This is a genomic window from Rubrivivax soli (assembly GCF_049810355.1).
In the GTDB taxonomy this organism is placed as follows: domain Bacteria; phylum Pseudomonadota; class Gammaproteobacteria; order Burkholderiales; family Burkholderiaceae_C; genus Rubrivivax.
On the sequence record NZ_CP187368.1, the window covers coordinates 5401322 to 5423181 of the forward strand.

17 protein-coding genes and 1 pseudogene are annotated in these 21860 nt (G+C 72.4%); 8 read left to right on the plus strand and 10 right to left on the minus strand.

Annotated elements, in window-relative coordinates; translation table 11 throughout:
* Window positions 1-157 precede the first annotated feature (157 nt).
* A complete protein-coding gene (locus ACPOLB_RS24945; protein ID WP_425258759.1) occupies window positions 158-3493 on the plus strand; it encodes a hypothetical protein in 3336 nt (1111 codons plus the stop codon).
* 89 nt (window positions 3494-3582) lie between these two features.
* On the opposite strand, the gene ACPOLB_RS24950 is transcribed toward ACPOLB_RS24945, so the two are convergent.
* The 6 genes from ACPOLB_RS24950 to ACPOLB_RS24975 form a co-directional block, all read right to left on the minus strand.
* Complete coding sequence (locus tag ACPOLB_RS24950) at window positions 3583-4968, minus strand: sigma-54-dependent transcriptional regulator (protein ID WP_425258760.1); 1386 nt, start codon at window positions 4966-4968, stop codon at window positions 3583-3585.
* A 203-nt stretch (window positions 4969-5171) separates the two neighbouring features.
* Window positions 5172-6629: a helix-turn-helix transcriptional regulator gene (locus tag ACPOLB_RS24955; RefSeq protein WP_425258761.1), complete on the minus strand. Its 1458-nt coding sequence runs from the start codon at window positions 6627-6629 to the stop codon at window positions 5172-5174.
* Window positions 6630-6936: 307 nt separating this feature from the next.
* Entirely contained in the window at window positions 6937-9843 is a 2907-nt protein-coding gene (locus tag ACPOLB_RS24960; protein WP_425258762.1) for a hypothetical protein, read from the minus strand.
* A gap of 286 nt (window positions 9844-10129) precedes the next feature.
* Window positions 10130-11428, minus strand: a complete 1299-nt coding sequence (locus tag ACPOLB_RS24965; protein ID WP_425258763.1) for a hypothetical protein — start codon at window positions 11426-11428, stop codon at window positions 10130-10132.
* 236 nt (window positions 11429-11664) lie between these two features.
* Complete coding sequence (locus ACPOLB_RS24970) at window positions 11665-12741, minus strand: alpha/beta hydrolase family esterase (RefSeq protein WP_425258764.1); 1077 nt, start codon at window positions 12739-12741, stop codon at window positions 11665-11667.
* 137 nt (window positions 12742-12878) lie between these two features.
* A complete protein-coding gene (locus ACPOLB_RS24975; protein WP_425258765.1) occupies window positions 12879-13247 on the minus strand; it encodes a CopG family transcriptional regulator in 369 nt (122 codons plus the stop codon).
* A 121-nt stretch (window positions 13248-13368) separates the two neighbouring features.
* Here ACPOLB_RS24975 and ACPOLB_RS24980 point away from each other — a divergent pair, with 121 nt between their 5' ends.
* The 6 genes and pseudogenes from ACPOLB_RS24980 to ACPOLB_RS25005 all read left to right on the plus strand — a co-directional run.
* Complete coding sequence (locus ACPOLB_RS24980) at window positions 13369-14571, plus strand: hypothetical protein (RefSeq protein WP_425258766.1); 1203 nt, start codon at window positions 13369-13371, stop codon at window positions 14569-14571.
* Between the two features lie 147 nt (window positions 14572-14718).
* Complete coding sequence (locus ACPOLB_RS24985) at window positions 14719-15213, plus strand: hemerythrin domain-containing protein (protein WP_425258767.1); 495 nt, start codon at window positions 14719-14721, stop codon at window positions 15211-15213.
* Between the two features lie 182 nt (window positions 15214-15395).
* Window positions 15396-15602 carry a hypothetical protein gene (locus ACPOLB_RS24990; protein ID WP_425258768.1) on the plus strand — a complete coding sequence of 69 codons (207 nt, stop codon included), beginning with the start codon at window positions 15396-15398 and terminating at the stop codon, window positions 15600-15602.
* Window positions 15603-15735: 133 nt separating this feature from the next.
* On the plus strand, window positions 15736-16482 hold the full coding sequence (locus tag ACPOLB_RS24995) for an esterase/lipase family protein (RefSeq protein WP_425258769.1): 747 nt from the start codon (window positions 15736-15738) through the stop codon (window positions 16480-16482).
* An 89-nt stretch (window positions 16483-16571) separates the two neighbouring features.
* A complete protein-coding gene (locus ACPOLB_RS25000) occupies window positions 16572-16940 on the plus strand; it encodes a hypothetical protein (RefSeq protein WP_425258770.1) in 369 nt (122 codons plus the stop codon).
* 155 nt (window positions 16941-17095) lie between these two features.
* Window positions 17096-17902: pseudogene (locus ACPOLB_RS25005) on the plus strand (catalase); the annotation flags it as partial.
* A gap of 38 nt (window positions 17903-17940) precedes the next feature.
* Here the strand turns inward: ACPOLB_RS25005 and ACPOLB_RS25010 are convergent.
* The 4 genes from ACPOLB_RS25010 to ACPOLB_RS25025 are packed head-to-tail and all read right to left on the minus strand — an operon-like array spanning window position 17941 to window position 21444.
* Window positions 17941-19263 (minus strand): glycosyltransferase, encoded by a 1323-nt coding sequence (locus ACPOLB_RS25010; RefSeq protein ID WP_425258771.1) that lies wholly within the window; start codon window positions 19261-19263, stop codon window positions 17941-17943.
* A 5-nt stretch (window positions 19264-19268) separates the two neighbouring features.
* Window positions 19269-19958 carry a DUF4336 domain-containing protein gene (locus ACPOLB_RS25015; protein ID WP_425258772.1) on the minus strand — a complete coding sequence of 230 codons (690 nt, stop codon included), beginning with the start codon at window positions 19956-19958 and terminating at the stop codon, window positions 19269-19271.
* Window positions 19959-19972: 14 nt separating this feature from the next.
* Window positions 19973-20872 (minus strand): helix-turn-helix domain-containing protein, encoded by a 900-nt coding sequence (locus ACPOLB_RS25020; RefSeq protein ID WP_425258773.1) that lies wholly within the window; start codon window positions 20870-20872, stop codon window positions 19973-19975.
* A complete protein-coding gene (locus ACPOLB_RS25025) occupies window positions 20869-21444 on the minus strand; it encodes a carboxymuconolactone decarboxylase family protein (protein ID WP_425258774.1) in 576 nt (191 codons plus the stop codon). Before ACPOLB_RS25025 ends, ACPOLB_RS25020 begins: the two co-directional genes overlap by 4 nt.
* Before the next feature lie 71 nt (window positions 21445-21515).
* Here ACPOLB_RS25025 and ACPOLB_RS25030 point away from each other — a divergent pair, with 71 nt between their 5' ends.
* The gene (locus tag ACPOLB_RS25030; protein WP_425258775.1) at window positions 21516-21854 is read left to right on the plus strand and encodes a winged helix-turn-helix transcriptional regulator; all 339 of its coding nucleotides are present in this window, start codon (window positions 21516-21518) and stop codon (window positions 21852-21854) included.
* The last annotated feature ends 6 nt before the right edge of the window (window positions 21855-21860 follow it).

Genomic DNA, 21860 nt, shown 5'->3' on the forward strand with positions numbered 1-21860 from the left:
ACGTCCCCGGCCCCGTGGCGCGAAAGCGAAGCCGCCGCCGGTCATGCGAAGTCGCGCAGCGGGGGTGTCCGCGCCGAGGGCCGCTGTCACACGGGGCGAACGACGGCCGGCAGAAGATGGAGCGGTCGGTCCAACCCCGCAGCCCCGCCTCACCGCCATGAAGTCGAAGATTGGCACGCATGCCCCGAGTCGTCCCGCGCGCCTGGCCCGGACAGGAGATGCGGCGACCGTGCCGTCCTCCTCGGTGCCCGTGCCCGCGGCCACGCCGCCCGCCAGACCGGTCTCGCGGCTGGGGCGGGCGCTGCAGGCCCTCAATCCGCTGAAGCGGCTGCCGATGCACCCCGAGTCCCAGGGCTGGGCCGGCCCGTTCGGGGTCCCCAGCCGCACCTACAACAACATCACGGGCCCCATGCTGCCCGGCCAGGCCGCCCCAGCCCCGGCGCCGCGCGCCCAGCCGCCCATCGCCACCAGGGCAGCGGCGATGGACGCCCGGCTGACGCACGCCACCGGACTGCTGAGCCGGGCGGGCGGGCCCGGCCCCCGGGCTCCGGCGCAGGAGCAAGCCGCCGCCGGCGGTGCCTCGTTCTTGCTGGAAGACTTCCGCCGGTCCGGTCTGGACGACGCGTCGGCGCGCGAGGCCGCTGCATTCGCCGGTGCTGCACTGTCGGCAGCCGTCGGGGGCATCGGCGTGCGCGACGTGATCACCTGGCAAGGCCTGTGCAGTGGCGCCGGTCGTGCAGGCATGACCAGCGAGACCCGGCGATCGGTCGACACCGCGCTGCGGGTCTTCGCACGCAATGGCCCGGCGTTCGACGCGCTGTGGCACATGATGTCGTCGCGGGGGCACCCGGTCGCCGCGAACCCGGACCACAGGCCTGTCTGGCGCCAGGCGCTCCAGGCGGTCGACAAGCTCGTCGAACTCGGCGCTGTCGATCCAGAGGCCGACCTCGACTGGCAGGCCGTCGCGCGCCAGGCCGACGATCAGCGCGACAGGCTGCTGCGGACCCGCCTGGGGGGCAGCGAGCCGAAGGAGGCGCTGGCCTGGATGACCCTGCTGCATGCCGAACACCGACTGCGCGGTGCCGCCGGCCCGGCCCCCGATGTCCTGCGCGCAGCGTCGATGGCGTGGCGCAACGGCTACACCACCAGCGGCGAGGGCACGGACTTCAATCGCGCCGTGCACCGGATGCACAAGTTCGCGACCTGGGTGGACCGTGCCGTGCAACCACAGGGGTTCGGCAGCTTCGCACAGCGCACGCTGGGCAGACAGCTGTCTCCGATGCTGGCGATGCGGCACGGCCTGCTCGGCGCCGATCTGGGCGACATCGCCAGCGAAACCGGGCGCCTGCTGCGACACACCCAGGACGCGCTGGCCGTGTTGCGCCAGGCCGTGGAGGGCGCTGCAGGCAGCGATGTGGACGACGCGTCGAGAGCGCTGCTGCGCTCGAAGGCGGCCGTGCTCGACCACTGGATCGGCCTCGGCGACGACCTGCAGGATGGTGCCGAGCTGGACGCCGCGCAGCGCAGCCAGCGGCTCGCAGGGCTGCAGCGCGACCCCTCGGCGGCGCCGGCTTCGCCCGATGCGCTGGCAGGCGTGCTCGGCGCCCGCTTCAGCCTGGGCCTGCTCGAGCGCTGGGCGCACAGCCCCGACATCGCAGCGCATGGCGCCGACGGGCTGAAGCAGCACCTGGACGCGGTTCGACGCACGGCCGAGCCGTCGCTGGCCTTCCAGGTCGTCGATGCCGACCGTGCGGCCTTGCGGGCGCTGGCCCAGCGCGCCCTCGACACCGAAGGTGTGCAGTGGCAACACGGCGGCACGGTCGGACTCGAGCCCGTCGCGAACCTGGGCTTCGTGACCGGAGGGTTCGCGTTCAGCGGAGCCGGGGCGACGCTGCGCGTGCACCGCGGCCGCGCCGCGACCGTGCGCATCGGCACCTCGACGGTAGGCAGCGACCTCTTCTTCGGCACCGGGGCGCGGCGAGCGGCGGGCGCTTCGGCATTCGCGTACGCCGGGGGGTCGCCGGACGCGATGGTGCGGGCAGGTGCGGCCGTGCGCCTGACCTACCGCCGGGAGGGCGCTGAACAGACGGGCGTGTCGCTGCGTGTATCCAAGAACGTGCCCGATCACAAGGCGCAGTGCGCCGCGGTCATCGACTTCCTGTTCGACGCCGCGGAAGAGGCGGCCTCCAGACCCATCGACCCGCCGGCGCTCTGGCAGCGCTTCGCCGACAGGTTCTTCGACAGCGACGTGTCCGTCAACTTTGTCGAAGCCGACAGCCTGAGCCACCGCGTCGTCGGCACGGTCAGCCTCGGCGCCGGCCTTGCCGTGTCGAAGCAGAGTGTCGGCCTGAACCTGCGGGCAGGGTACGAGGGCGCGACGCTGCAGGCGTGCAGGCTCGAGTCGGCCGGCCATGCCACCTCCGCCACGGCCATCGACCGTCGGACCGCCGGCGCGACGACCCAGGCTTCGCTGGGATGGAATCCGATCCCCGCCGTCGCCCTCAGTGGCGGCAGGCAGGTCGACGCGGTCGGGATCGTGCCGCTGCCCGTGCTGGCCTATCGGGCCGAATTCGGCATGGGTTCGAGTGCGGCGGGGCAGGTTCGCCTGACGATCGAGAACGACCGCGTCGTGCCGGCGCTGTCGCTGCAGCAGCGGGAGTTCAGAAGCCAGGACGAATTCATGGGCCAGGTCCAGGCGCGCCGCGCGCAGTGGGAGGCCGCGCTCGGCGGAGCCGGCGCGTTCGAGCAGGCGATGGCGGAGATCCGCAGCCTCAGCCTGCTGCCGCACAAGGCGGCAGGCAACCGGTGGTTCACGGAGCGACTCCAGCTCACGCCCGACGCCGCCAGCCGGCTGTCGCTGCTGCAGGCGCAACGGACCTTCGGCCGATGCGATGCCGGCGTCGATGCGGCCGGCCGGTCGCAGGAGATCGACAGCGCCATCGAGGCCGAGCTCAACGATGGCAGCAACTGGCAGCCGGAGAAGCTGGCAGTCTTCGAGGTCGCCAAGGCCGAGGACACGGTCGGCCCGGACTTCGTTGTGGTGGCCAACACGACCTTGCAGGCCACGTCGGTGACCCGGTACCTCTACCAGGCCAAGGCGCAACCGCCCGACCGGGCGGTGACCGCGGACACCATCGCCGGCGTGCCGCCGGCCGCCGATGCCGCGCCCGTGCCGGCGCTGGCGCCAACGTCGCGGGACGGCGACCCCCGGAAGGCGCCCGACGGCCGTTACGTCGGTTCGCTGCTGCGCGCCCTGCTGCGGGCATTGCCGGCAACGGAGGGCTCGGACCCGAACCGGGATGCATTCACGGTGTTGTCGGCCATGCGCGATGCCAGGATGTCGGCGCTGGATGCGATCCAGGTCCTGGCCAGCCTCAAGTCGCGGCTGCCCGGCGCCACCCAGGCCATCGACGACGCGCGGGTCGCGCTCGAAGCGGCGCTGGAGCACAGCGATGCGGGCCGGGCCGCACTGGCGCGCCTGCGGGCTCCCTAGCCTTGCCGGGGCCCATGCGCGGGCCGCGCACGGGATGAACGTCTGCACGACGGCGGGTCGCCTGCCGCATGCCGCGCGAAGGACGCAGGCTAGCAGGCACTCCCGCCGAGCTTGTACTCGGCCATGCGCCGCAGCAGCGTCTTCTCGGAAATGCCGAGCGCGGCCGCCACCGCCCGCGGGCGGCTGCCGTGGCGGGCCAGGGCGGTCCGGATGAGCTCGCGCTCGCAGCGCCCGAGCTGCGAGACCAGGCCTTCGGCACGGCCGTCGTCATCCGGGGCCTCGTCGAACACCGGCATGCCGAGCACGTAGCGTTCCGCCGCGTGCTTGAGCTCGCGCACGTTCCCTGGCCAGTCGTGGGCCATCAGGCGGCCTGCGTCCGCGTCGTCGAGCAGGGCCAGGTCGACGCCGAAGCGTTCGCAGGCCTGGTGCACGTAGTGGAAGAAGAGCGGCGCGATGTCCTCGCGCCGCTCGCGCAGCGCGGGAATCGTCAGCGCCACGACGTTCAGCCGGTGCCACAGGTCGAGCCTGAACGTGCCCTGCTTGCAACGCTCGTCCAGCCGCGCCTGGGTGGCGGCCACCACGCGCAGGTCGACCGGCACTTCGCCGCGCCCGCCCACGCGGGCGACGCGGCGCGACTCCAGCACGCGCAGCAGCTTGACCTGCTGGTTCAGCGGCATGGACTCGATCTCGTCCAGGAACAGCGTGCCCTGGTGGGCCTGCTCGATCTTGCCCACCCGGGCCTTGCTGGCGCCGGTGAAGGCGCCGGCCTCGTGACCGAAGAGCTCGCTCTCGAAGAGCGTGTCGGGGATGGCGCCGCAGTTCAGCGCCACCAGCGGACCACGACGACCGCTCAGTGCATGCAGCTGCCGCGCCACGAGATCCTTCCCGCTGCCGGTCTCGCCGATCACGAGCACGTCGGTCGGCACCGGGGCGATGCGCCGCAGGCGCGTGCGCAGCTGCTGGATCTGGGCGTCGTCGCCGATGATCGGGTCGACGACAACGTGCGGCGCTGCGCCGGCCGGCAGGGCCTCGCCGTCGGCCATCTGGGCAGCGCTGGCCCGGCGGCACAAGGCATGGATGTTCGTGATCACGTCCAGCAGGCGTTGCGGACAGCTGGTCTTCTCGATCACTTCGAACGCGCCGCGCCGCATGGCCGACACGGCGCTGCGCACGTCGCCGCACTCGGTGAGCAGCACCGTGGCCCAGCGCTGCAGGCGGTCGGCCTTGTCGGCGATCAGCGCCATGCCGGTTCCGTCGGGCAGTTCCGGCTCGGCCAGGACCACGTCGAAGGGCGTCGCTGCCAGCGCCCGGCGGGCATGGTGCAGATCACGTTCCCAGGCCACCAGGGCGTCGCGGCGCTGCAGCACGCCGCTGAGAACGGCCGAGACCGCCGGGTCCCCAGGCTGCACCACCAGGATGTTCAGGCAGCTCCCCGCCCGATGTCGATTCAGTTCCTGTCCGCGCAAATGGCTCATGACTACACCCTGCGTTCGCGTGGGACCGTTACAGCTCGACACGCTTCGTGCCGGGCCTCGTTGCGAAGCGGGAACACCGCCGCTCGACTGCGCAGTCAGTGTCGCGGCGGGCGCGTTTCAGGAGCGCTGCACAGGCGTTTCTTGCGCGTTTCTCGGGGTTGCCCCCAGTGCCCGGGCGCGGCCGGCCGGGCGGGGCTAGCAGCTCAGGTGAGTGCCATGCTCTGCGTCTCGCTCGGCAACTCGCCGAACGCGGCCTTGTAGGCCTGCGACAGCGCCGAGCGGCTGCGCAGCCCCCAGCGGCGCCCGACCTCGAGCGTGGTGCTGTCGCGCGTGACGTCGCCGTTGCTCAGCTCGTCGCGGATGCGGTCCATGCGGCACTGGCGGATCACGGCCGAGGGCGACAGGCCCAGCGCGGCGCGGAAGGCCAGTTGCAGCGCGCGCTCGGTGACGCCGATCTCGTCGGCCACGTGGCGGATCGACAGGTCCTCGCGGTGCAGGTTGGCCAGGATGTACTGGTAGGCGCGCCGGTAGCGGCCCTGCAGGCGCGAGGCGATGTCGTCCTTCGGGATCTCGTCGGCCGGCTGGCGCACGGTGCTCGGCACGGTGATGTAGGCGCAGGTTTGTCGCAGGTGCACCAGCGACTGCACGGCGTACTGGCGGTAGTGCGCGATGTAGGCGTCGTCGCGGCCGTTGAGCTCGCCCAGCTTGGCCTGGCAGTAGTCGTGCTCGATGTTGTGCTGCTGGCCGCAGCGCGCGCGGCCGGCACCCGCGTACACCAGCATCAGCTGGCGCAGCCGCTCGGTCTTGCGCCCCGCGATGCAGGCCAGCGCCAGCTCGTGCCGGGCCGCGTGGGCGTGGGCGTGCAGGCCCAGGCTGGTGAGACGGTCCACGTGGGCCATGGCCGCACCGTCGGCGCACGCGCCTTCGTAGCCGATCTGCACCAGCGTGTCGAGGAAGTCCAGCCGCGCCACCACGAACGCGTAGGCCGCCGCCTCGCGGCGGCAGGCCTGGATGAGCGCGCGCGCCTGGGGCGCGCCGATGCGGCTGCCGGCCTTCTCTTCGTGGCGCGGCCAGAACGCCAGGTCGTGCAGGCGCTCGTGCTGGCGCAGCAGGTCGAGCACCACGAACTCCACCTGCAGCCCGTGCAACACGGCGCGCGCCATGCCGTGCCGGGCCGCGTCGGGGCCGAGCAGCGCCAGGCCGCGTTCCACCGCCGCGCTGGCGGGCCGGCGCATGCCGAGCCGGAAGTACAGCGCGGCCAGCGCCCCGCAGGCCTGCACCGTCACCGACAGCGGCGCTTCCTTGGTCAGCATTGCACGCTGCAGGCAGCCCCAGGCGGTGCGCAACTGGTTGCGGTGCAGGGCCTGCAGGCCGGCGATCAGGCACGAGCGTGCGCGCTGGGCGGGACGCGATCGCATGGGGCTGTCCTTCGTGCAGCGCTCGAAGAAGTCGGCGGCGTCGTCGCTGCGGTCCAGCAGCAGCAGCGTCTGCGCCACCGACTGCAGCGCTTCGACGTGCGGCTCGGGATCGGCGCCTTCGGCCGGCGCGGGGTTCGACCGGAGCGCGCGCAGCATGGTCTCCAGGTGGTCCGTGATGCGGCCGGAGGCGATCCACGCCTCGTTCGACAGGCCCAGTGCGCCGTGGGTGGCCAAGACTTGCATGGCGATTGCCTCCAGTGTTGTCGGATGTGCGCGCCCGGCCTGGGCGCACGTCTTCCTGCGCAAGCCGCAGGCCACCGCGCCGGCCTGGCGAGACGGCGACAAAGAGCCGCAAAATCAAGGAGTTAGCGTCGAATGCAACGTTGCAGGATGTGTCGGCCGGGACAGGGCTGTCCGAACGCGCGCGGGCCCCGGACAAGGCTGTCCCGGCCGCTGCGGCCGGCGCTGTCCGCCACCGTGCTGCGACAACGAAAAAAGGCGGCCCGCTTGTGCGGGCCGCCTTCACGAGCTCGGTCGTCCGGATGGAGCGTCAGCGCGCGTCCGGGCTCTCGTCCTCGTCGCCTTGCACGCCGAAGGGCATGGCATCGGGGGCGTTGCCGATCGCAGCACCTGCGGACATCCCGCCGATCGACATCAGCGACTGGAGGGCGTCTTGCGCGCTCTGGGTCCGCTGCACCATGCTGGCCTGCAATTGCTGCATGATGGCCATCACTTCCGCGCTCTGGCCGGCCTGGATGGTGGCGATCGGGGCGTGGATGGGGGTGGACCCGAAGTCCGTCAGGCCCTGTGCGGCCTTGTTGAGGTTGGCCACGCCCGAGATGCCGTCGGCGCCAGCCACGTCGCTGGTCTCGATCTTCTTGTAGATCTCGGGGTTCTGCAGCATGAACTTGGCTGCCTGCTGCACGTCCGGGGGCACGTTGCCGCCCTTGTTGTTGCTCAGGTTGTACAGCTGGTTGACGTCGATGACCTTCAGGCCGTTGGCGTTCATGTAGGCGGCCAGGGTGCCGGCCTCGTTCTCGGCGCGCTCGCCCAGGCTCTGCCTGGGCATCACGGCGGGCCGCAGCGAGACGGACGCATCGAGGTTGATCTGCCCCTGCGCGGCCTTGTTCAGGTTGCCCACGCCCGAGATGCCGTCGGCGCCCTTGACGTCGGCGGTCTCGATCTTCTTGAAGATCGCAGGGTGCTGCAGCATGAACTTGGCGGCCTGCTGCACGTCCTCGGGCACATTGCCGCCCTTGTTGTTGCTCAGGTTGTAGAGCTGGTTGACGTCGATCGTCTTCAGGCCCTTGTCGTTCATGTACGCGGCCAGGGTGCCGGCCTCGTTCTCGGCGCGTTCACCCAGGTCGGCGCGGGGCATGACGGCAGCCCGGATCGGCTGGAGCGTGGGCCGGTCGAGGTTGAGCAGCCCCTGCGCGGCCTTGTTCAGGTTGCCCACGCCGGAGATGCCGTCGGCGCCCTTGACGTCGGCAGTCTCGATCTTCTTGAAGATCGCGGGGTGCTGCAGCATGAACTTGGCGGCCTGCTGCACGTCCTTGGGCACGTCGCCGCCCTTGTTGTTGCTCAGGTTGTACAGCTGGTTGACGTCGATCGTCTTCAGGCCCTTGGCGTTCATGTACGCGGCCAGGGTACCGGCCTCGTTCTCGGCGCGCTCGCCCAGGCCGGGGCGGGGCATGACGGCGGGCCGGATCGGCTGGAGCGTGGGCTGGTCGAGATTGATCAGGCCCTGCGCGGCCTTGTTCATGTTGCCCACACCCGAGATGCCGTCGGCGCCCTTGACGTCTGCGGTCTCGATCTTCTTGTAGATCGCGGGGTGCTGCAGCATGAACTTGGCGGCCTGCTGCACGTCGGGGGGCACGTTGCCGCCCTTGTTGTTGCTGAGGTTGTAGAGCTGGTTGACGTCGAGCTTCTTCATGCCGTTGGCGTTCATGTACGCAGCCAGCGCGCCGGCTTCGTCCTTGGCCCGCTCGGCCAGGTTCGGCTGCGGCATCGGCGCGACGGTCGGCCTGGCGATGCCGATCGGCTGGTCGAACTTCGTCAGTCCCTGGGCGGCCTTGTCGAAGTTGGCCACGCCCGAGATGCCGTCGGCGCCGGCGACGTCGCTGGTCTCGATCTTCTTGTAGATGTCGGGGTTCTGCAGCATGAACTTGGCGGCCTGCTGCACGTCCTCCGGCACCTTGCCGCCCTTGTTGTTGCTCAGGTTGTAGAGCTGGTTGACATCCAATGTCTTGATGCCCTTGTCGCGCATGTACGCGCCCAGCGTGCCGGCCTCGTTCTCGGCGCGCTCGAACCGGTCGGTGGCGCGTTCCAGGCGGTTGATGACGTTGCCCAGCTCGGTCGGCGAGCTCGTCGGCGGCAGCTGGGGCTTCGTGCCGGCCGACGGATTCGACAGCAGGGCCATCAGCTGGTTCAGCACCTCGAGCAGGCGCATCTGGGTCGAGTCGACCTGCACCGGCATCGTGGTGGCCTGCGGGGGTGCGGTCGTCGTCGGGGCAGTCGTTGCAGGGGCGGTCGCCGCCGGTGCGGACGGGGCAGGTGCGGACGGGGCCGGCTGCAGGGCGGTGGGCATCTGTCCCGCCAGTACGTCAGCGATGTACTGGTCCACCTGGGTCAGGACGGAGACGAGGTCGTTCGTGGACTGGCCCAGCTGCTGCTTGTCGATCTTGTTGTCGGCCACCAGGTCGTCCACCTTGCCCAGCTCGGTGACCAGCTTCTGGGTCTCGGCCGAGAGCTCCTGCGCGTCCAGCTTGTTCTGGTCCCCGAAGTCGTCCACCTGCTTGCCCGCAGCCACCACGGCCTGGGTCGATGCGGAAAGGGCCGGCGGCGGCGGCGGGTTGGTGACCTGGTCGCTGGAGTCGGACAGCGCCGCGTTCCACTCGGCTTCGTCGACGGGGGTCGTGCCCGTCTTGAGCTGGGCCTGCTGGTCCATCGCCTTGGCCAGCTCGGCCTCGGCTGCGGCAACGCGCTGGTCGGCTTCGTCCTTGGTCTGCGGCGGCGGCGCTTCCGCGGTGGTGGTGGCCGTCAGACCGGTCTTGTCTTCCACGGACGACAGGTGGGCCTCGGACTCCTCGACGTCACCCGTGGCCTTCTCGGTGACCGCCACCACCTCCTTGGGTGCCGGCGCGCCGTCCTGCTTGGCCACCACGGTCTCCTCGCTGAGTTCGGCGCGGTCGAGGCGGGCTTCTGCCAGGTCCAGGCGGGCCTGGGCCACGGCCACCTCGGCCTGCGCCTCGGCCACGGCCGGCGCGGGTGCCGACTTCTCGGTCTCGGTCACCACCGCGGCGGTGCTCTCTTCGCGCACGGCGGTGCCGGCGAACTGCGTCACCGTGCTGGAGACGTGCTCGCAGTCGGCGGTGGTCTTGTCCTTCTCCTTGTCCTTGTTGGCGGCCGCTGCGGCATTGGTGCTCGCAACCGGTGAACTCACATGCATGGAACCCATCGTCACTCTCCTAGAGTTGCGGATCACCACGCATGACGCGGTGTCCTGTTCAGATCAAAGCCCGTCGATGAAGCTCCGACGGTTTGGCGGCCTGCGGCAAGGCGCCCGGCATCTGCAGCTCAAGGGAGCCTGGCCCCTGCAGATGCATGACGGACCTGCCATGCAGTTGAGAACCATCGTAGGCAGCGCTCCGGGGTGGTCGCGGTGGCCGGGCGAAGCGGCGTGTCGTGATGCGAAGTGCCTGCTGCCGGGGCCGGGGCGCCGGCGTCGATGGCAGCGCGGTGCCTCAGCCCAGCCGGGCGCGCTTGGTCGGCGGCTGATCGCCGGCGTGCTCGGCGAGCCTGTCGATGTGGGCCTGGTCGCGGATGCCCAGCCGTTCGGCCACCGCCGCCACCGCCTCGCCCTGCCGCACAGCGGCTGCGCCGGCGCTGTCCACCGCCAGGCGCTCCAGACGGGCCCGCACCGGTGCCAGGCGGATGCCCAGTTGTTCGGCCACCGCCTGGACGTTCCGGCCCTGTTCCACCGCGGCGGCACCTGCCGCGTTCGCTGCGCGCAGTTCCAGACCCAGGATCGCGTCGTGGTTGGTGATGTTGAACTCGCGCAGGGTCACGTCCACCGGCCGCCCGGCATCGACGTCGCGGCGCGCGGCGCTGTGGTTGAGCACGCCCACGTAGACCGGGTTGCCGATGCCCAGCCGCGCGGCGACGACGGCTGGCGCCTCGCCAGCGCCGACGGCGGCCACGCCCGCATGCATGGCCGACCGGCGCTCCATGTCGGCCAGGCGCGGCGGCGTGCTGATGCCCAGGCGCGCGGCCACGGCCGGCACGCTCTCGCCGCCGTCCAGCGCCTGGTGTGCGCGGCCCATGGCCAGGCCCTCGAGCGTGTCGATCGCGTGCGGGCCCGAGATCGCCAGCCGCCGCGCCACGGCCTGGATGTTCTCGCCGCCGACCACCGCGGCGGCCGCCGCGCCGCCGTGGCCCACGAGCGCGGCTTCGCGGCGCCGCAGCCCCACGGTGCCGTCTCGCACGGTGTGCTGCACGTCGGTCAGCACGGCGTGCGGAGCGCCGCGGTGCTCGAAGGCCTGGAAGGATGCGATGGCCTGCTGCCGGTCATCGGCCGGCAGTGCCATGAAGCGGCCTGCCAGCGCCACCAGGGCCTCGGCCTGGAGGTGGACCGGCAGGGCGGCCACCGAGCGGGGGTCGCCCGGGCCCAGCACGGCGTCGAAGCGCGCCGCGTCGGCCACGCCCGGTGCATGTGCCGTGACGATGCGGGCGGCACGCAGTTCGGGGTCGAGCGTGCGCGCCGTGGCGGTCGACACGCTGCCCAGGCGCAGGCGCTCGCCGGCCGTCAGGTGGCCGGCCACCGCCTGCAGCAGGGTGTCCGGCAGGTGGTCGAGCGCCGGCGCGGCCGGGGCTGCATCCCCCGCCGAGGCCGGCCGCTGCGGCGGCAGGCCCGGCGGGCGCTGCGCAGTCGCCAGCAGCCGCGCCGGCGTCTGACGCGCCGGCGCGTCAGGCGCCGGCACCGGCGAGGGCGCACGCGACGTGTTGGGCGAGGGGGTGGCCGAGCGCTGGATCGGGTGCGTCATGGGGAGTTCCTCCGGATGCGGACCGGCCCAGCAACGACGGGGGTTGCTGCCGGTTCGCCATCTGTCCGCCTGCACCGTAGCGGGCCCTGCACCCGACACCGCACGCGCGTGCGAAGGCCTGTGTGCCGGCGCGAAGGCGTCGACTGGCGCCTGGGGTCGCCGACGGCGGTGCGCATGTCCACGCGCGCGCCGCGGCAGGGCGCCATGCCGACGCCTTCGGCGTCACATCGCCGCGCTCACGCCGCGCCGTCGTGCGGCAGCGCCAGGAAGAACCGCACCATTTCCGCAGACGCGTCCGGGCCCGTGCCGTCGGTGTAGCTGCCGCTGGCGTGGCCACCCGACCAGGCGTGGCCGCCGCCGTGCAAGGTCCAGTGCTCGATCCGGACGCGGCCCAGGGCGTCGGTGTGGACCGCGCGGCTGAACCGCCGACCGCCGGGCGCCAGGCCCGCCTGCGTCGTGACGTGCAGGCCACCCCCCGCGTCGCGGGCATGCGCCTCCTGCGCCTGGCGCACGATGGCTTGGCCGTTGGTCTGCTGCACGGTGTGGTCCCGGTCGCCATGGAACACGATCACCGGAACCGCCTGCCCGCCCGTCCTGCGGGCGCCGGCGGCGTCGCCCGGCACGCGCGCCGGGCCCGGCTGCCCACGCCCGCCCTTCATGGCGGCCAAGGCCGACGGGATGTCGTGGGCGCTGCCGAAGGGCAAGCCGGAATGGGCGCCGACGCCGGCGAACAGCTCGGGATAGGTCTCGCCCAGCACCACCGCCATCGCAGCCCCGGCGGACAAGCCGGCGACGAAGATGCGCCGCGGGTCGACGCCGTGCTGCTGCGCGACCTCGCGGACGATGCCCGCCACCAGCGCAGGTTCGCCGGCATCGCGTGCCTGGTCCTGGGGCCGGAACCAGTTCCAGCACTTCGATGCGTTCGCGTGCGCGGGCTGCTCGGGGTAGACCACCAGGAAGCCGTGCGCGTCCGCGAGGCGGTTCATCTGCGTGCCCGCGGCGAAGTCGTCCGCGGACTGGGTGCAGCCGTGCAGCATCACCACCATCGCGCGGGGTGCCTCCGCCGGCGCCGCGGGCACGTGGACCTTGTAGGCCCGCGTGCCGAAGGCGTTGCTGAACGTGCGGGACTCGAGCCGCCGCGGCCGCTGCGTCCCGCCTGGCGGCGGACAGGGCGTGGCGGCGTTGCCATCGTCGCCGGCAGGCACGAAGCGGACGTCGACATCGACGACCGCGTCGTGCCCGGACCCCGGGCCGGGCGCGGCGAGGTGCCCGGCGGCCAGGGCGCGCCGGATGGTCTCCGTCACGTCGTGCATCGGACCGCGGGTGGTGTCGAGTCCTGCGGACGCGAGCGCCCGCTGGATCGTCGCGCTGATCGCCTGGGCGTCCAAGGACGGCGTGCGGCCGTTGAAGAGGTGCTTGATGGTGTGCTTTCCGTGGCGGGTGTGGAAGGTCAGTGGATGCGGTCGGACAGTGCCCGGCGCACCGCCGGGCTCGCCTGGAACGCGCCCAGGACGGTGACGGATGCGATGGCGGCGCGCGCCAGTTCGGGCGTGACGTCGTCGGCGATGCGTGCCAGGCCGACGACCTGGACCTGCAGCTGCTGACCCGCGGCGACCACCTGCTCCAGATCGGCGCGTGCGTAGTGCTGCAGACCCACCGTGAGCGTGCGGCGCGCCACGGTCTGCCGGACCGTGTCGGCATGCAGGGCCAGCTGGTTGCGCAGCGCCGTCCGGACGAGGTCCGACCGGTTCGAATAGAAGCCTTCCTGGACCAGCAGGTCGACGTGGCCCAGGTCGACCACGCCGACATTCACCGTCATCTTCTCCGTCTCGCCCGCGCGCTGCCTGGGTTCGATCGCCGTACCACCGTGTTTCACGCCATCCCCTTGGACTCCATCTGGAATCCAATTGGAGCATGGTTCCCGGTTGCCAGGGGGCTGCGTGCGCAAGACCACGTCCGGCGCATGGCACGCGGCCGGGCAGACCGTGCTGCCCGCCCGCTGCACCTGCGCGCACGCGGGCCTCGTGCCGAAAGCGGCGACGCGCGTTCGGTACAGCACAGACCTCCGCTTCCCGCGTCTTTACGGTGGACCTCTTTCGAAGGGCACGCGGTGTCGGCATTTCCGGCGTCCGACTCGCCCTTCGCCGACAGGAGTACCGATGGATCGATCGACCACAGCGCCCGCCGAGGACCTGGCCCGCATGCGCCCCCCGCGGGGCGGCCTTGCCGACAACACCCGCACGCTCTCGAGCGCCGTCTCGTGGGGCGCGATCGCCGCAGGCGCCGCCGCGGCAGCCGCGCTCTCGCTGATCCTGCTGATGCTGGGCGTCGGATTCGGGCTGTCGTCCGTGTCGCCGTGGGCCGGCGACGGCGTCAGCGCCACGACCTTCGGCGTGTCCACCATCGTGTGGCTGACGCTGACGCAGCTGCTCGCCTCGGCCATGGGCGGCTACCTCGCCGGGCGCCTGCGCGCCAGGTGGATCGACGCGTCCGCCGACGAGGTGTACTTCCGCGACACCGCACATGGCTTCCTGGCCTGGGCCGTGGCGTCGCTCGCCACCGCCGCGTTGCTGACGTCTGCCATCGGTTCGATCATCGGCAGTGGCGTGCAGGCCGGGGCAGCGATGGGCGCCGGAGTCGCCGGCACGGCGGGCGCCGCCGTCGGGGGCGCCGCGGTGGCCTCCCGCGCGGCGCCGGTTGCCGATGGCGGCGCGATGGACTACTTCGTCGACGTCCTGTTCCGGCGCGAAGCCGCCGCGGCACCCGGCACCGGAGCCGCGGACGTGCCGGCCGGCATCGAGACGTCCGAGCGGGCTTCCGCGATGGACACCGCCGCGGTCGGACGGATCTTCACGAACGTGAGTCGCGCCGATCCGCTGCCGCCCGAGGACGTCAGCCACGTCGGCCAGATCGTGGCCCGGCGCACGGGCCTGTCGCAGCAGCAGGCCGAGTTGCGTGTCGCCGATGTCTACGCCAGGGCCCAGGCCAGGGCGCGTGGCGCGCAAGCGGCTGCGCGCGAGGCCGCCGACAAGGCCCGTCAGGCCTCCGCCTACAGCGCATCGTGGCTGTTCGTGTCGCTGCTGATCGGTGCCTTCGTCGCCAGTCTGGCCGCCACCCTGGGTGGCCGGCGCCGCGACGCTTGAGCCGTCTCCCCGTCAACCGCCCGCGAAGGCCGCCATGCGTTCACTCCTGCTTCTGTTTCTCGGCATCCCCATCCCGATCATCGTCTTGATCGCGCTGTTCGTGCATTGACTGCACCTCCGTCTCACCCATCGATCCAGCGACCCGCCATGACCGCCACGAAACCCACCCCGCCGCACGGGGCCCCCCCCGACTGCCACGACGCCAACGACGCGATCGCCCTGCTCAAGGCCGATCACGAAGCCGTCAGCCACCTGTTTGCCGCGTACGAGAAGACGCGCTCGGCGACGACCAAGAAGTCGCTGGTGGCCGAGATCTGCAGTGCACTCAGCGTGCATGCGCAGATCGAGGAAGAGATCTTCTATCCAGCCGTCAAGGATGCGCTCAAGGGCAGGCTGCTGGTGCCCGAAGCCGCGGTCGAGCACGCCGGCGTGAAGGCGCTGATCGCGCAGATCGAGGGCGTCGAGCCCGACGGCGAGATGTACGACGCGAAGGTCAGGGTGCTGTCGGACTACGTGAAGCACCACGTCAAGGAAGAGCACACCGGGATGTTCCCGCAGGCCAGGGCCTCGTCGCTCGACCTGGTCGAGCTCGGCGACCGCCTCTCCGCCCGCAAGGACGACCTGCTGGCCCAGGCGGCCTGAGCCCGCTGCGGGCGTCCGGATGCACCCCACCACCGCAGCTGAGGCGGCCGCCGATGTGCCCTGGCGCGGCGGCCACCACCGCGTCCGCGGTCCCGGGGCCCGCGACATCGCCGGCACTGCCTGCGGAAGCGATCGCCGCCCAGGCATCGCCTTGCACGCGGTCCGGCATTCCAAGGAACGACATGTCCAACCCCTGGTTGAAGAAGAACCCGTTCATGAGCCTGTGGCTGCGCACGGCCCACCGCATGGTCGGCTCGGTCCGTGGCCAGGCCACCGCCCAGGCCAAGCGACAGGTGCAGGCCGCCGCGGTCGCGGCGACGACAGAGAGCCTCCGGCTGTGGTCCGGCGCCGCGGCCGGACCTGCCGCGACGAAGAAGCGCAGGCGCTGACGGCGCGGACCTGCAACCCGATGGCCGGGACCCTGCCACGCGCCCATGATGCGCCTGGTGGGCGCACCGGCCGACCCCTCCATCGCGGCAACCGAACGACCCCCACCGGCACCTCTGCACAGAAACGGACCCCATGACTCCCTCCACGACCGGCCTTGTCCGCCGCCCCCCGCTCAGCCTGCTGGGCGCGGAGCCCTTTCGGGCGGCACTCGAGCTCGCGCGCCACCGCCTGGCGAAGGCCAGCCCCGCGAAGACCGGCGACGGACACCCCGTGGTGATCTTCCCGGGGCTGGGGGCGGACGGCCGCTCGGTGGCCACGCTGCGCGATCACTGCCGCGCGCTCGGCTACGAGGCCTTCGACTGGGGGCAGGGCTTCAACACCGGGCCGCAAGGCGACCTCGACGCCTGGCTCGAGATCCTCAGCGGCCAGATGCGCGACATGCTCTCGAAGCATGCGCAGCCCGCGACGCTGATCGGCTGGAGCCTGGGCGGCCTGTACGCACGGGAACTCGGCAAGCTGATGGCACCGCGCCTGCGGCAGGTGATCACCATCGGCACGCCCTTCAACGCGGCAGCCGACCACACCAATGCCGGCTGGCTGTTCCGCCTGCTCAGCGGCAGCGCGGCCGAACTCGATCCGGCCTTGAGCCTGCGCCTGCGCACACCGCCACCACTGCGGACGACGTCGATCTACAGCCGCAGCGACGGGGTCGTCGCCTGGCAGACCTGCCGCCACGACAAGCGTTCGAAGCTGGTCCACGACATCGAGGTCGAGAGCAGCCACATCGGCATGGGATGGAATCGCGAGGTCCTCGATGCCGTGGCGGACCGGCTCGGACAGGCCCCGGGACCCTGGAGGCGGTATGCCCGATCGGATTGACGCGCGCGCCGCAGTCCGACGAGCCGCCGGCCCCGGCCGGACCGGCGCTCCGTAGGTCGCGCCACCACCACGCCGACGAGAGCCCGCCCATGCCACGCACCCGAGCCTCCCCGCCGCAGCGTCCGCAGCGCGACCTGCCCGAGCAACAGCCGCAGCCTGCGCACGCCCCCGACAACCCCGGACACGTCCATCCCACCGACGCCGCACCCGTGCGGCCGGAGGTGGGACCGCGGCGCGCGAAGGCGCCGAGGTCGGGGCCCGGCCTCGCGCTACCGCACGAGCGCGACACATCGCCCGAGCCCGATGCCACCGGGCCCGACCCGGTGATCCTCCAGGCCAAGCGCGACCTCGACGCAGGCCTGGTCGACACCGACATGCACGCAACCCCCGGCCAGGATGCGACGCTGCGCGCCCGGCTGGTTCCTGGCCCCGGCGGCAAGCCGCCCTCGGGACGCTGAGTCCTCGCGCCGCCCCGGCGCACGCGCCGACGGCTGCATCCACATCCAAGGTCCCGGATGAACCCGCCTCTCCCACGGCAAGCGCCCGCAGAACCACCTGCGCGCCCGCTCCGCTGTCGGAGCAACTGGCCGCCGCCGAGGCCCTGGCCGCGGCGATGCCGCACAACGCCGGCAAGTCCGGGGAGTCGGCCGTGACATCGCCGTGGCGCCGCCGCGCGGCACCAGCGAGGCCGGCGGTTCGCCCACGGCCTCGGCCAGCACGTCGAGCGAGGTCCATGCGACGCCGAAGTCGAGCCCGCTCGACGGCGCGCGCTCGGACGCCGCGGGCCAGGTGCTGACCACGAACCAGGGTGTCGCGGTCGGCGACAACCAGAACGCGCTGAAGGCCGGGCTGCGCGGGCAGACGCTGCTGAAGACTTGATCCTCCGCGAGAGGACCACGCACTTCGACCACCAGCGCATCCCCGAGCGCATCGTGCATGCGCGCGCGTCCGCGGCGCGCGGCTACTTCGCGTGCTGCGCGCCGATGACCGCGCGCACGCGCGCGGCCCCGTTCCAGGCCGCCGGCAAGAGGACGACGGTGTTCGCGCGCTTGTCCACGGTGGCCGGCGAACGCGGCTCGACCGACACGGCGCGCGACCTCCGCGGCCTTGCCGTCAAGTTCCACACCGACGAGGGCAACTGGGACCTGGTGGGCAACGACATCCCGGTCTCCTTCATCCAGGACGCGATGAAGTTCCCCGACCTCGTGCACGCGGTGAAACCCGAGCCGCACCACGGCATGCCGCAGGCGGCCTCGGCGCACGACACCTTCTGGGACTGCGCCTGGCCGATGCCCGAGACCACGCACACGCTGCTGTGGGGTTGTCCGACCGCGGCATCCCGCGCAGGCAGCGCAGCCTGCGCATGGCGCAGGGCTTCGGCGTGCGCACCGACCGGCTCGTCAATGCCCAGGGTGCGTCGCACTGCCGCCACCCGGACAACTCCGTTGCCGGGCAGGCTCAGGCGCCTGCGCCGTGGTCCGACGGCGGCCCGGCGCCGGTGGCCTGCCACGCCTCGAGCCAGGCGACGGCGCGTGCCACGCCGTCTTCGGCGCGCAGTCGCGCGCCGACGGTGGCAGCGGCCTGCCGCATCGGGACGGACTCCACGGCCAGCCGCATCGCGGCAGCCAGCCGGGCCGGCGTGAGCCGGCGCTGCGGCAGCGGCGCCGGGCCGAGCCCGGCATCGTGCACCACGCGGCCCCAGAAGGGCTGGTCCCCGAAAAACGGGCAGACGACCGTGGGGCGTCCCGCACGCAAGCCCGCGGCCGTGGTGCCGGCGCCGCCGTGGTGCACGACGGCGGCCATCAGCGGCAGCAGGCGGTCGTGCGGCGCTTCGTCGATCAGGTGCACATGGCCGGGCACCGCGGCCGGCTGCAGGCCGCCCCATCCGCGCGCCAGCACGCCGCGCAGCCCGGCCCGGGCCAGCGCTTCGACCACCCGCTGCGCCAGGCCCGCGGGGTCGCGGCCGGCCATGCTGCCGAACCCGACGTAGACCGGCGGCGGCCCCGCGTCGAGGAAGGCCTGCAAGGCCGGTGGCGGTCGCCAGTCGCCGGCCGGTGGCAGGTGCCACCAGCCGGTGGCCACGGCATGGGCCGGCCAGTCGGCGGGGCGGGGCAGCAGCACCTCGCTGTGTCCATGCAGGAGCAGCACGGGCCGGCCCTGCGCGTCCCGCAGCAGGTCCATGGTGTGCGGCCGCGGCGGCAGCCCGCAGGCGTGCCGCCACCGTTGCACCGGGCCGGTGCCGCAGCGCGTGGCGAGGGTGTTGACGAGCCGGTAGCCGGCGCGTCGCGCGCCGGCGCCGAACCACCGGTCCAGCCCGGCAGGCAGCACCGGACACGGGCGCCCCGCGGTCGGCTGGACCATCGGCACCAGGGGCGCCAGCACGGCGGGCACGCCGAGCTGCTGCGCGATGTCGGGCGCTCCGAGGATCTTCAGGTGGTGCACGATGAGATCGGGCCTGCACGCCTGCGCAGCGGCCCAGCAGTCGCGCTGCACCTGCTCCTGCATCGGTCCCACGCGACGCATCAGGCGCAGCGTCGTCGACAGCATGCCGGGCAGGCTGCCGCTGCGCGCCAGGCCCGCGCGGCCCGCGGACGACTCCAGCAGCGCGACGAAGGCGTCGTCCATCGGCGCGTGGCGCAGGCCATGGCCTGCGACCACGGCCCCGAAGCGCCGGCTCGTGCACAGGGTGACCGCGTGCCCCGCTGCCCGCAGGCCCAGCCCCAGGGCGATGAACGGCTCGACGTCGCCGCGCGACCCCAGCGTGAGCAGCAGCACGCGCATGGCGCTCAGACGGCCGGGTCCGCGAACCCTGCGAACGCCGCGCGCAGCCGCCGGGCAGCCTGGTCCTCGACCACCTGGTCGTGCGCGACGACGACCCTGTGCACCTGCAGGTCCAGCAGCGGCCGGATCGACGCGCGGAAGGCGGGACGATCGGACACCGCCCAGCGCATCGTCCGCGACATCGCCAGGCGGTCATGGACCCCCAGCGCGCGGGCCGCCACGGCCATCAGGCCGCGGTTGGCCGGCGAGAACGAGAACAGCAGGTCGGCGAGGATCAGCGTGCCCGACGCACGGTGGAACCAGGCGGTCTCGTTGAGCACCGGCAGGCCGGCGATGAAGTGGCCCTGCAGGTCCGCGTCCCACGGGCCGGCGACGGTCGTCTCGGCGAAGCCGGCGAGGTCCGGCCGCTTGGCCGACAGCCCGGGCGCGATGCTGCCGGCTGCATCCGGGAAGCGCTGCAGGAACGCCAGGAAGAAGAGGTGGTGGCTCTTGTTGGGCGCCACCACGTGGCGCACGGGTCCGAGCGCGGCGAGCGACGCCACGAGGTCGTCCGACGGCGGGATCGGCGAATGGATCCAGAGGTCGCCGTTGTGCAGGCGCACCACGGTCATCCGCGTCGTCAGGCGCAGCGGGCCGAAGCGCACCGGATGCCGGGCATGCCAGATCTGGCCGGCGACGATGGGAAGCAATGGCATGCACCCGCCCCCGCTCATGCGGGCACCACCAGGCAGTTGACGAACGCGCTCTCGCCCAGTCCGTCGTTGATCTGGCGGAACGTGGGCGATGCCGAGTTCCGCGCGAAGCTGGCAGGCGCCATGCCGATGAACGACTTGAAGTCCCGGACGAAGTGGGACTGGTCGGCGTAGCCGGCCTCGAGAGCGACCTCGGCCCACGGCTGCCCTGCGTGCCAGGCCCGCAGCGCATCGCGAATCCGCGCGATGCGCAGATACGACTTCGGCGTCAGCCCGGTGCGCGCGGCAAAGCGGCGTTCGAGCTGGCGCCGTCCCAGGCCGATGGCGTCCGACAGCCCCTCGACCGTGCTGGGCCCCGTGCCTGCGAGCACCACATCGAGCGACCGGCTGACCGCGCGATCGTCGCGCAGCCGCCGCGCCCGCCGCGACTGGCGCACGAGAAAGGTCTCGACGAGCGCCGTGCGCCGCGTGGCCGCGTCCAGGGCCCGCAGCTGGTCTTCGATGGCGGCGACCTCCGTCGCGCCGACGAGGTCGGCGAGCGGCACAAGCCGGTCGGTGACCTCGGCAGCGGGCACGCCGAACACCTGCTCGAAGGCCTGCGGCGCCAGCTTCACCGCGTTCGAGCCGAGGTGCCGTCCCGGCTTCAGATCGACCACGCGGGACTGGATGCCGCGCACGTGCGAGCCCAGGCGGCGCTGCCCGCCGTTGCCGACCGCCTCGACCGGATCGCCGTGGTTGAACCAGACCACCACGCACGGTTCGGTCAGGATCCGGATGCTGACCGGACTCGCGCCGAAGCGACCGGCCGAGTCGGTGAAGCCCAGGATGCCGGGCAGCGCCGGCGCGTCCGGGACGAGCAGGTGGTTGAGGACCTGCAGGCCCTGGTCGGTCGACGCGTTGGTGGCGGTCAGCTTCATGGCGGCGCCTCGCCGTGGGGTGCCGCAGGGAACGGCGGCGTGCCGGGTTCGGGCTCGAGCTGCAGGGTGTTCGCCAGGTAGCTGGTGGTGGTGTAGAAGCCCACCAGCAGGAGCAGTTCGAGCAGGGCTTCGTCGCCGAAGCGCTGCCGCAGTGCCTGCCAGGTCGCGTCGCAGACCCGGCTGGTGCGATGCAGCTCGTCGCACAGCTGCAGCAGGCATCGCTCGTCGTCGGGCCAGCACCCGTCGCCGGGCGTGCCGTGGACCAGCGAGACCTGCTGCTCGGGCGTGAGCGCGATCCGCGCGCCGAAGACGGCGACATGCACACCCCATTCGTAGGCGCAGCCGTGCCGCGCGGTCGTGCGGTCGATGACGAGCTCGCGCTGGCGCAGCGTCAGGTGCCCGCGATCGAGCAGGCCGCCGGCGAAGAACTTGCCGAACAGCCGCGGGTCGCGGGCCAGCACGGCAAACAGCTGCAATGGCGGCTGGCCGGGCGGCATCGTGCGACGCAGCCAGTCGGCGACCGTCGGCTCGAACGGTGCCGGCGCGGGAGCAATCCGGGACAGGGGTTTCATCTGCTATATTTTCCGTAGCAAACTCGCGCACGACAAGCCTCCAGCGGACAACCATGACGAGAACAAGGCGGGTGCCCGCCATCGGCGTTCCAGCCCGCGGATCGGACACCGGCCGGCCGATCATGGTCGTGTTCGACCTGCTGGGGCGTCGCTCGGCGCTGCGCGTGTTGTGGGAACTGCGTGCGGGGCCACGGACCTTCCGTGCACTGCAGGCTGCTGCGCAGACCAACCCGTCCTTGCTCAACGTGCGGCTGCACGAACTGCGGTCGAACGGACTGGTCGAACAGGGGGAGGGCGGCTACGCCCTCACCGACGCCGGCCGCGCGCTGCTGGCAGCGCTGCGCCCGCTCGCCTCCTGGGCCCAGGCTTGGGGCGTGGCCGCCGGGGCCGCGAGCGACCCCGAGGCCTAGGGGCAC

Bases quoted from the DNA above. Each gene is read 5' to 3' on its own strand.
- ACPOLB_RS24990 (WP_425258768.1), top strand. From the start codon at position 15,396: ATGTCCAACCCCTGGTTGAAGAAGAACCCGTTCATGAGCCTGTGGCTG.
- ACPOLB_RS25025 (WP_425258774.1), bottom strand. From the start codon at position 21,444: ATGAAACCCCTGTCCCGGATTGCTCCCGCGCCGGCACCGTTCGAGCCG.
- ACPOLB_RS24955 (WP_425258761.1), bottom strand. From the start codon at position 6,629: ATGCAAGTCTTGGCCACCCACGGCGCACTGGGCCTGTCGAACGAGGCG.
- ACPOLB_RS24975 (WP_425258765.1), bottom strand. From the start codon at position 13,247: ATGACGGTGAATGTCGGCGTGGTCGACCTGGGCCACGTCGACCTGCTG.
- ACPOLB_RS24985 (WP_425258767.1), top strand. From the start codon at position 14,719: ATGACCGCCACGAAACCCACCCCGCCGCACGGGGCCCCCCCCGACTGC.
- ACPOLB_RS24970 (WP_425258764.1), bottom strand. From the start codon at position 12,741: ATGCACGACGTGACGGAGACCATCCGGCGCGCCCTGGCCGCCGGGCAC.
- ACPOLB_RS24960 (WP_425258762.1), bottom strand. From the start codon at position 9,843: ATGGGTTCCATGCATGTGAGTTCACCGGTTGCGAGCACCAATGCCGCA.
- ACPOLB_RS25010 (WP_425258771.1), bottom strand. From the start codon at position 19,263: ATGCGCGTGCTGCTGCTCACGCTGGGGTCGCGCGGCGACGTCGAGCCG.
- ACPOLB_RS25020 (WP_425258773.1), bottom strand. From the start codon at position 20,872: ATGAAGCTGACCGCCACCAACGCGTCGACCGACCAGGGCCTGCAGGTC.
- ACPOLB_RS25000 (WP_425258770.1), top strand. From the start codon at position 16,572: ATGCCACGCACCCGAGCCTCCCCGCCGCAGCGTCCGCAGCGCGACCTG.
- ACPOLB_RS24945 (WP_425258759.1), top strand. From the start codon at position 158: ATGAAGTCGAAGATTGGCACGCATGCCCCGAGTCGTCCCGCGCGCCTG.
- ACPOLB_RS24965 (WP_425258763.1), bottom strand. From the start codon at position 11,428: ATGACGCACCCGATCCAGCGCTCGGCCACCCCCTCGCCCAACACGTCG.
- ACPOLB_RS25015 (WP_425258772.1), bottom strand. From the start codon at position 19,958: ATGCCATTGCTTCCCATCGTCGCCGGCCAGATCTGGCATGCCCGGCAT.
- ACPOLB_RS24995 (WP_425258769.1), top strand. From the start codon at position 15,736: ATGACTCCCTCCACGACCGGCCTTGTCCGCCGCCCCCCGCTCAGCCTG.
- ACPOLB_RS24950 (WP_425258760.1), bottom strand. From the start codon at position 4,968: ATGAGCCATTTGCGCGGACAGGAACTGAATCGACATCGGGCGGGGAGC.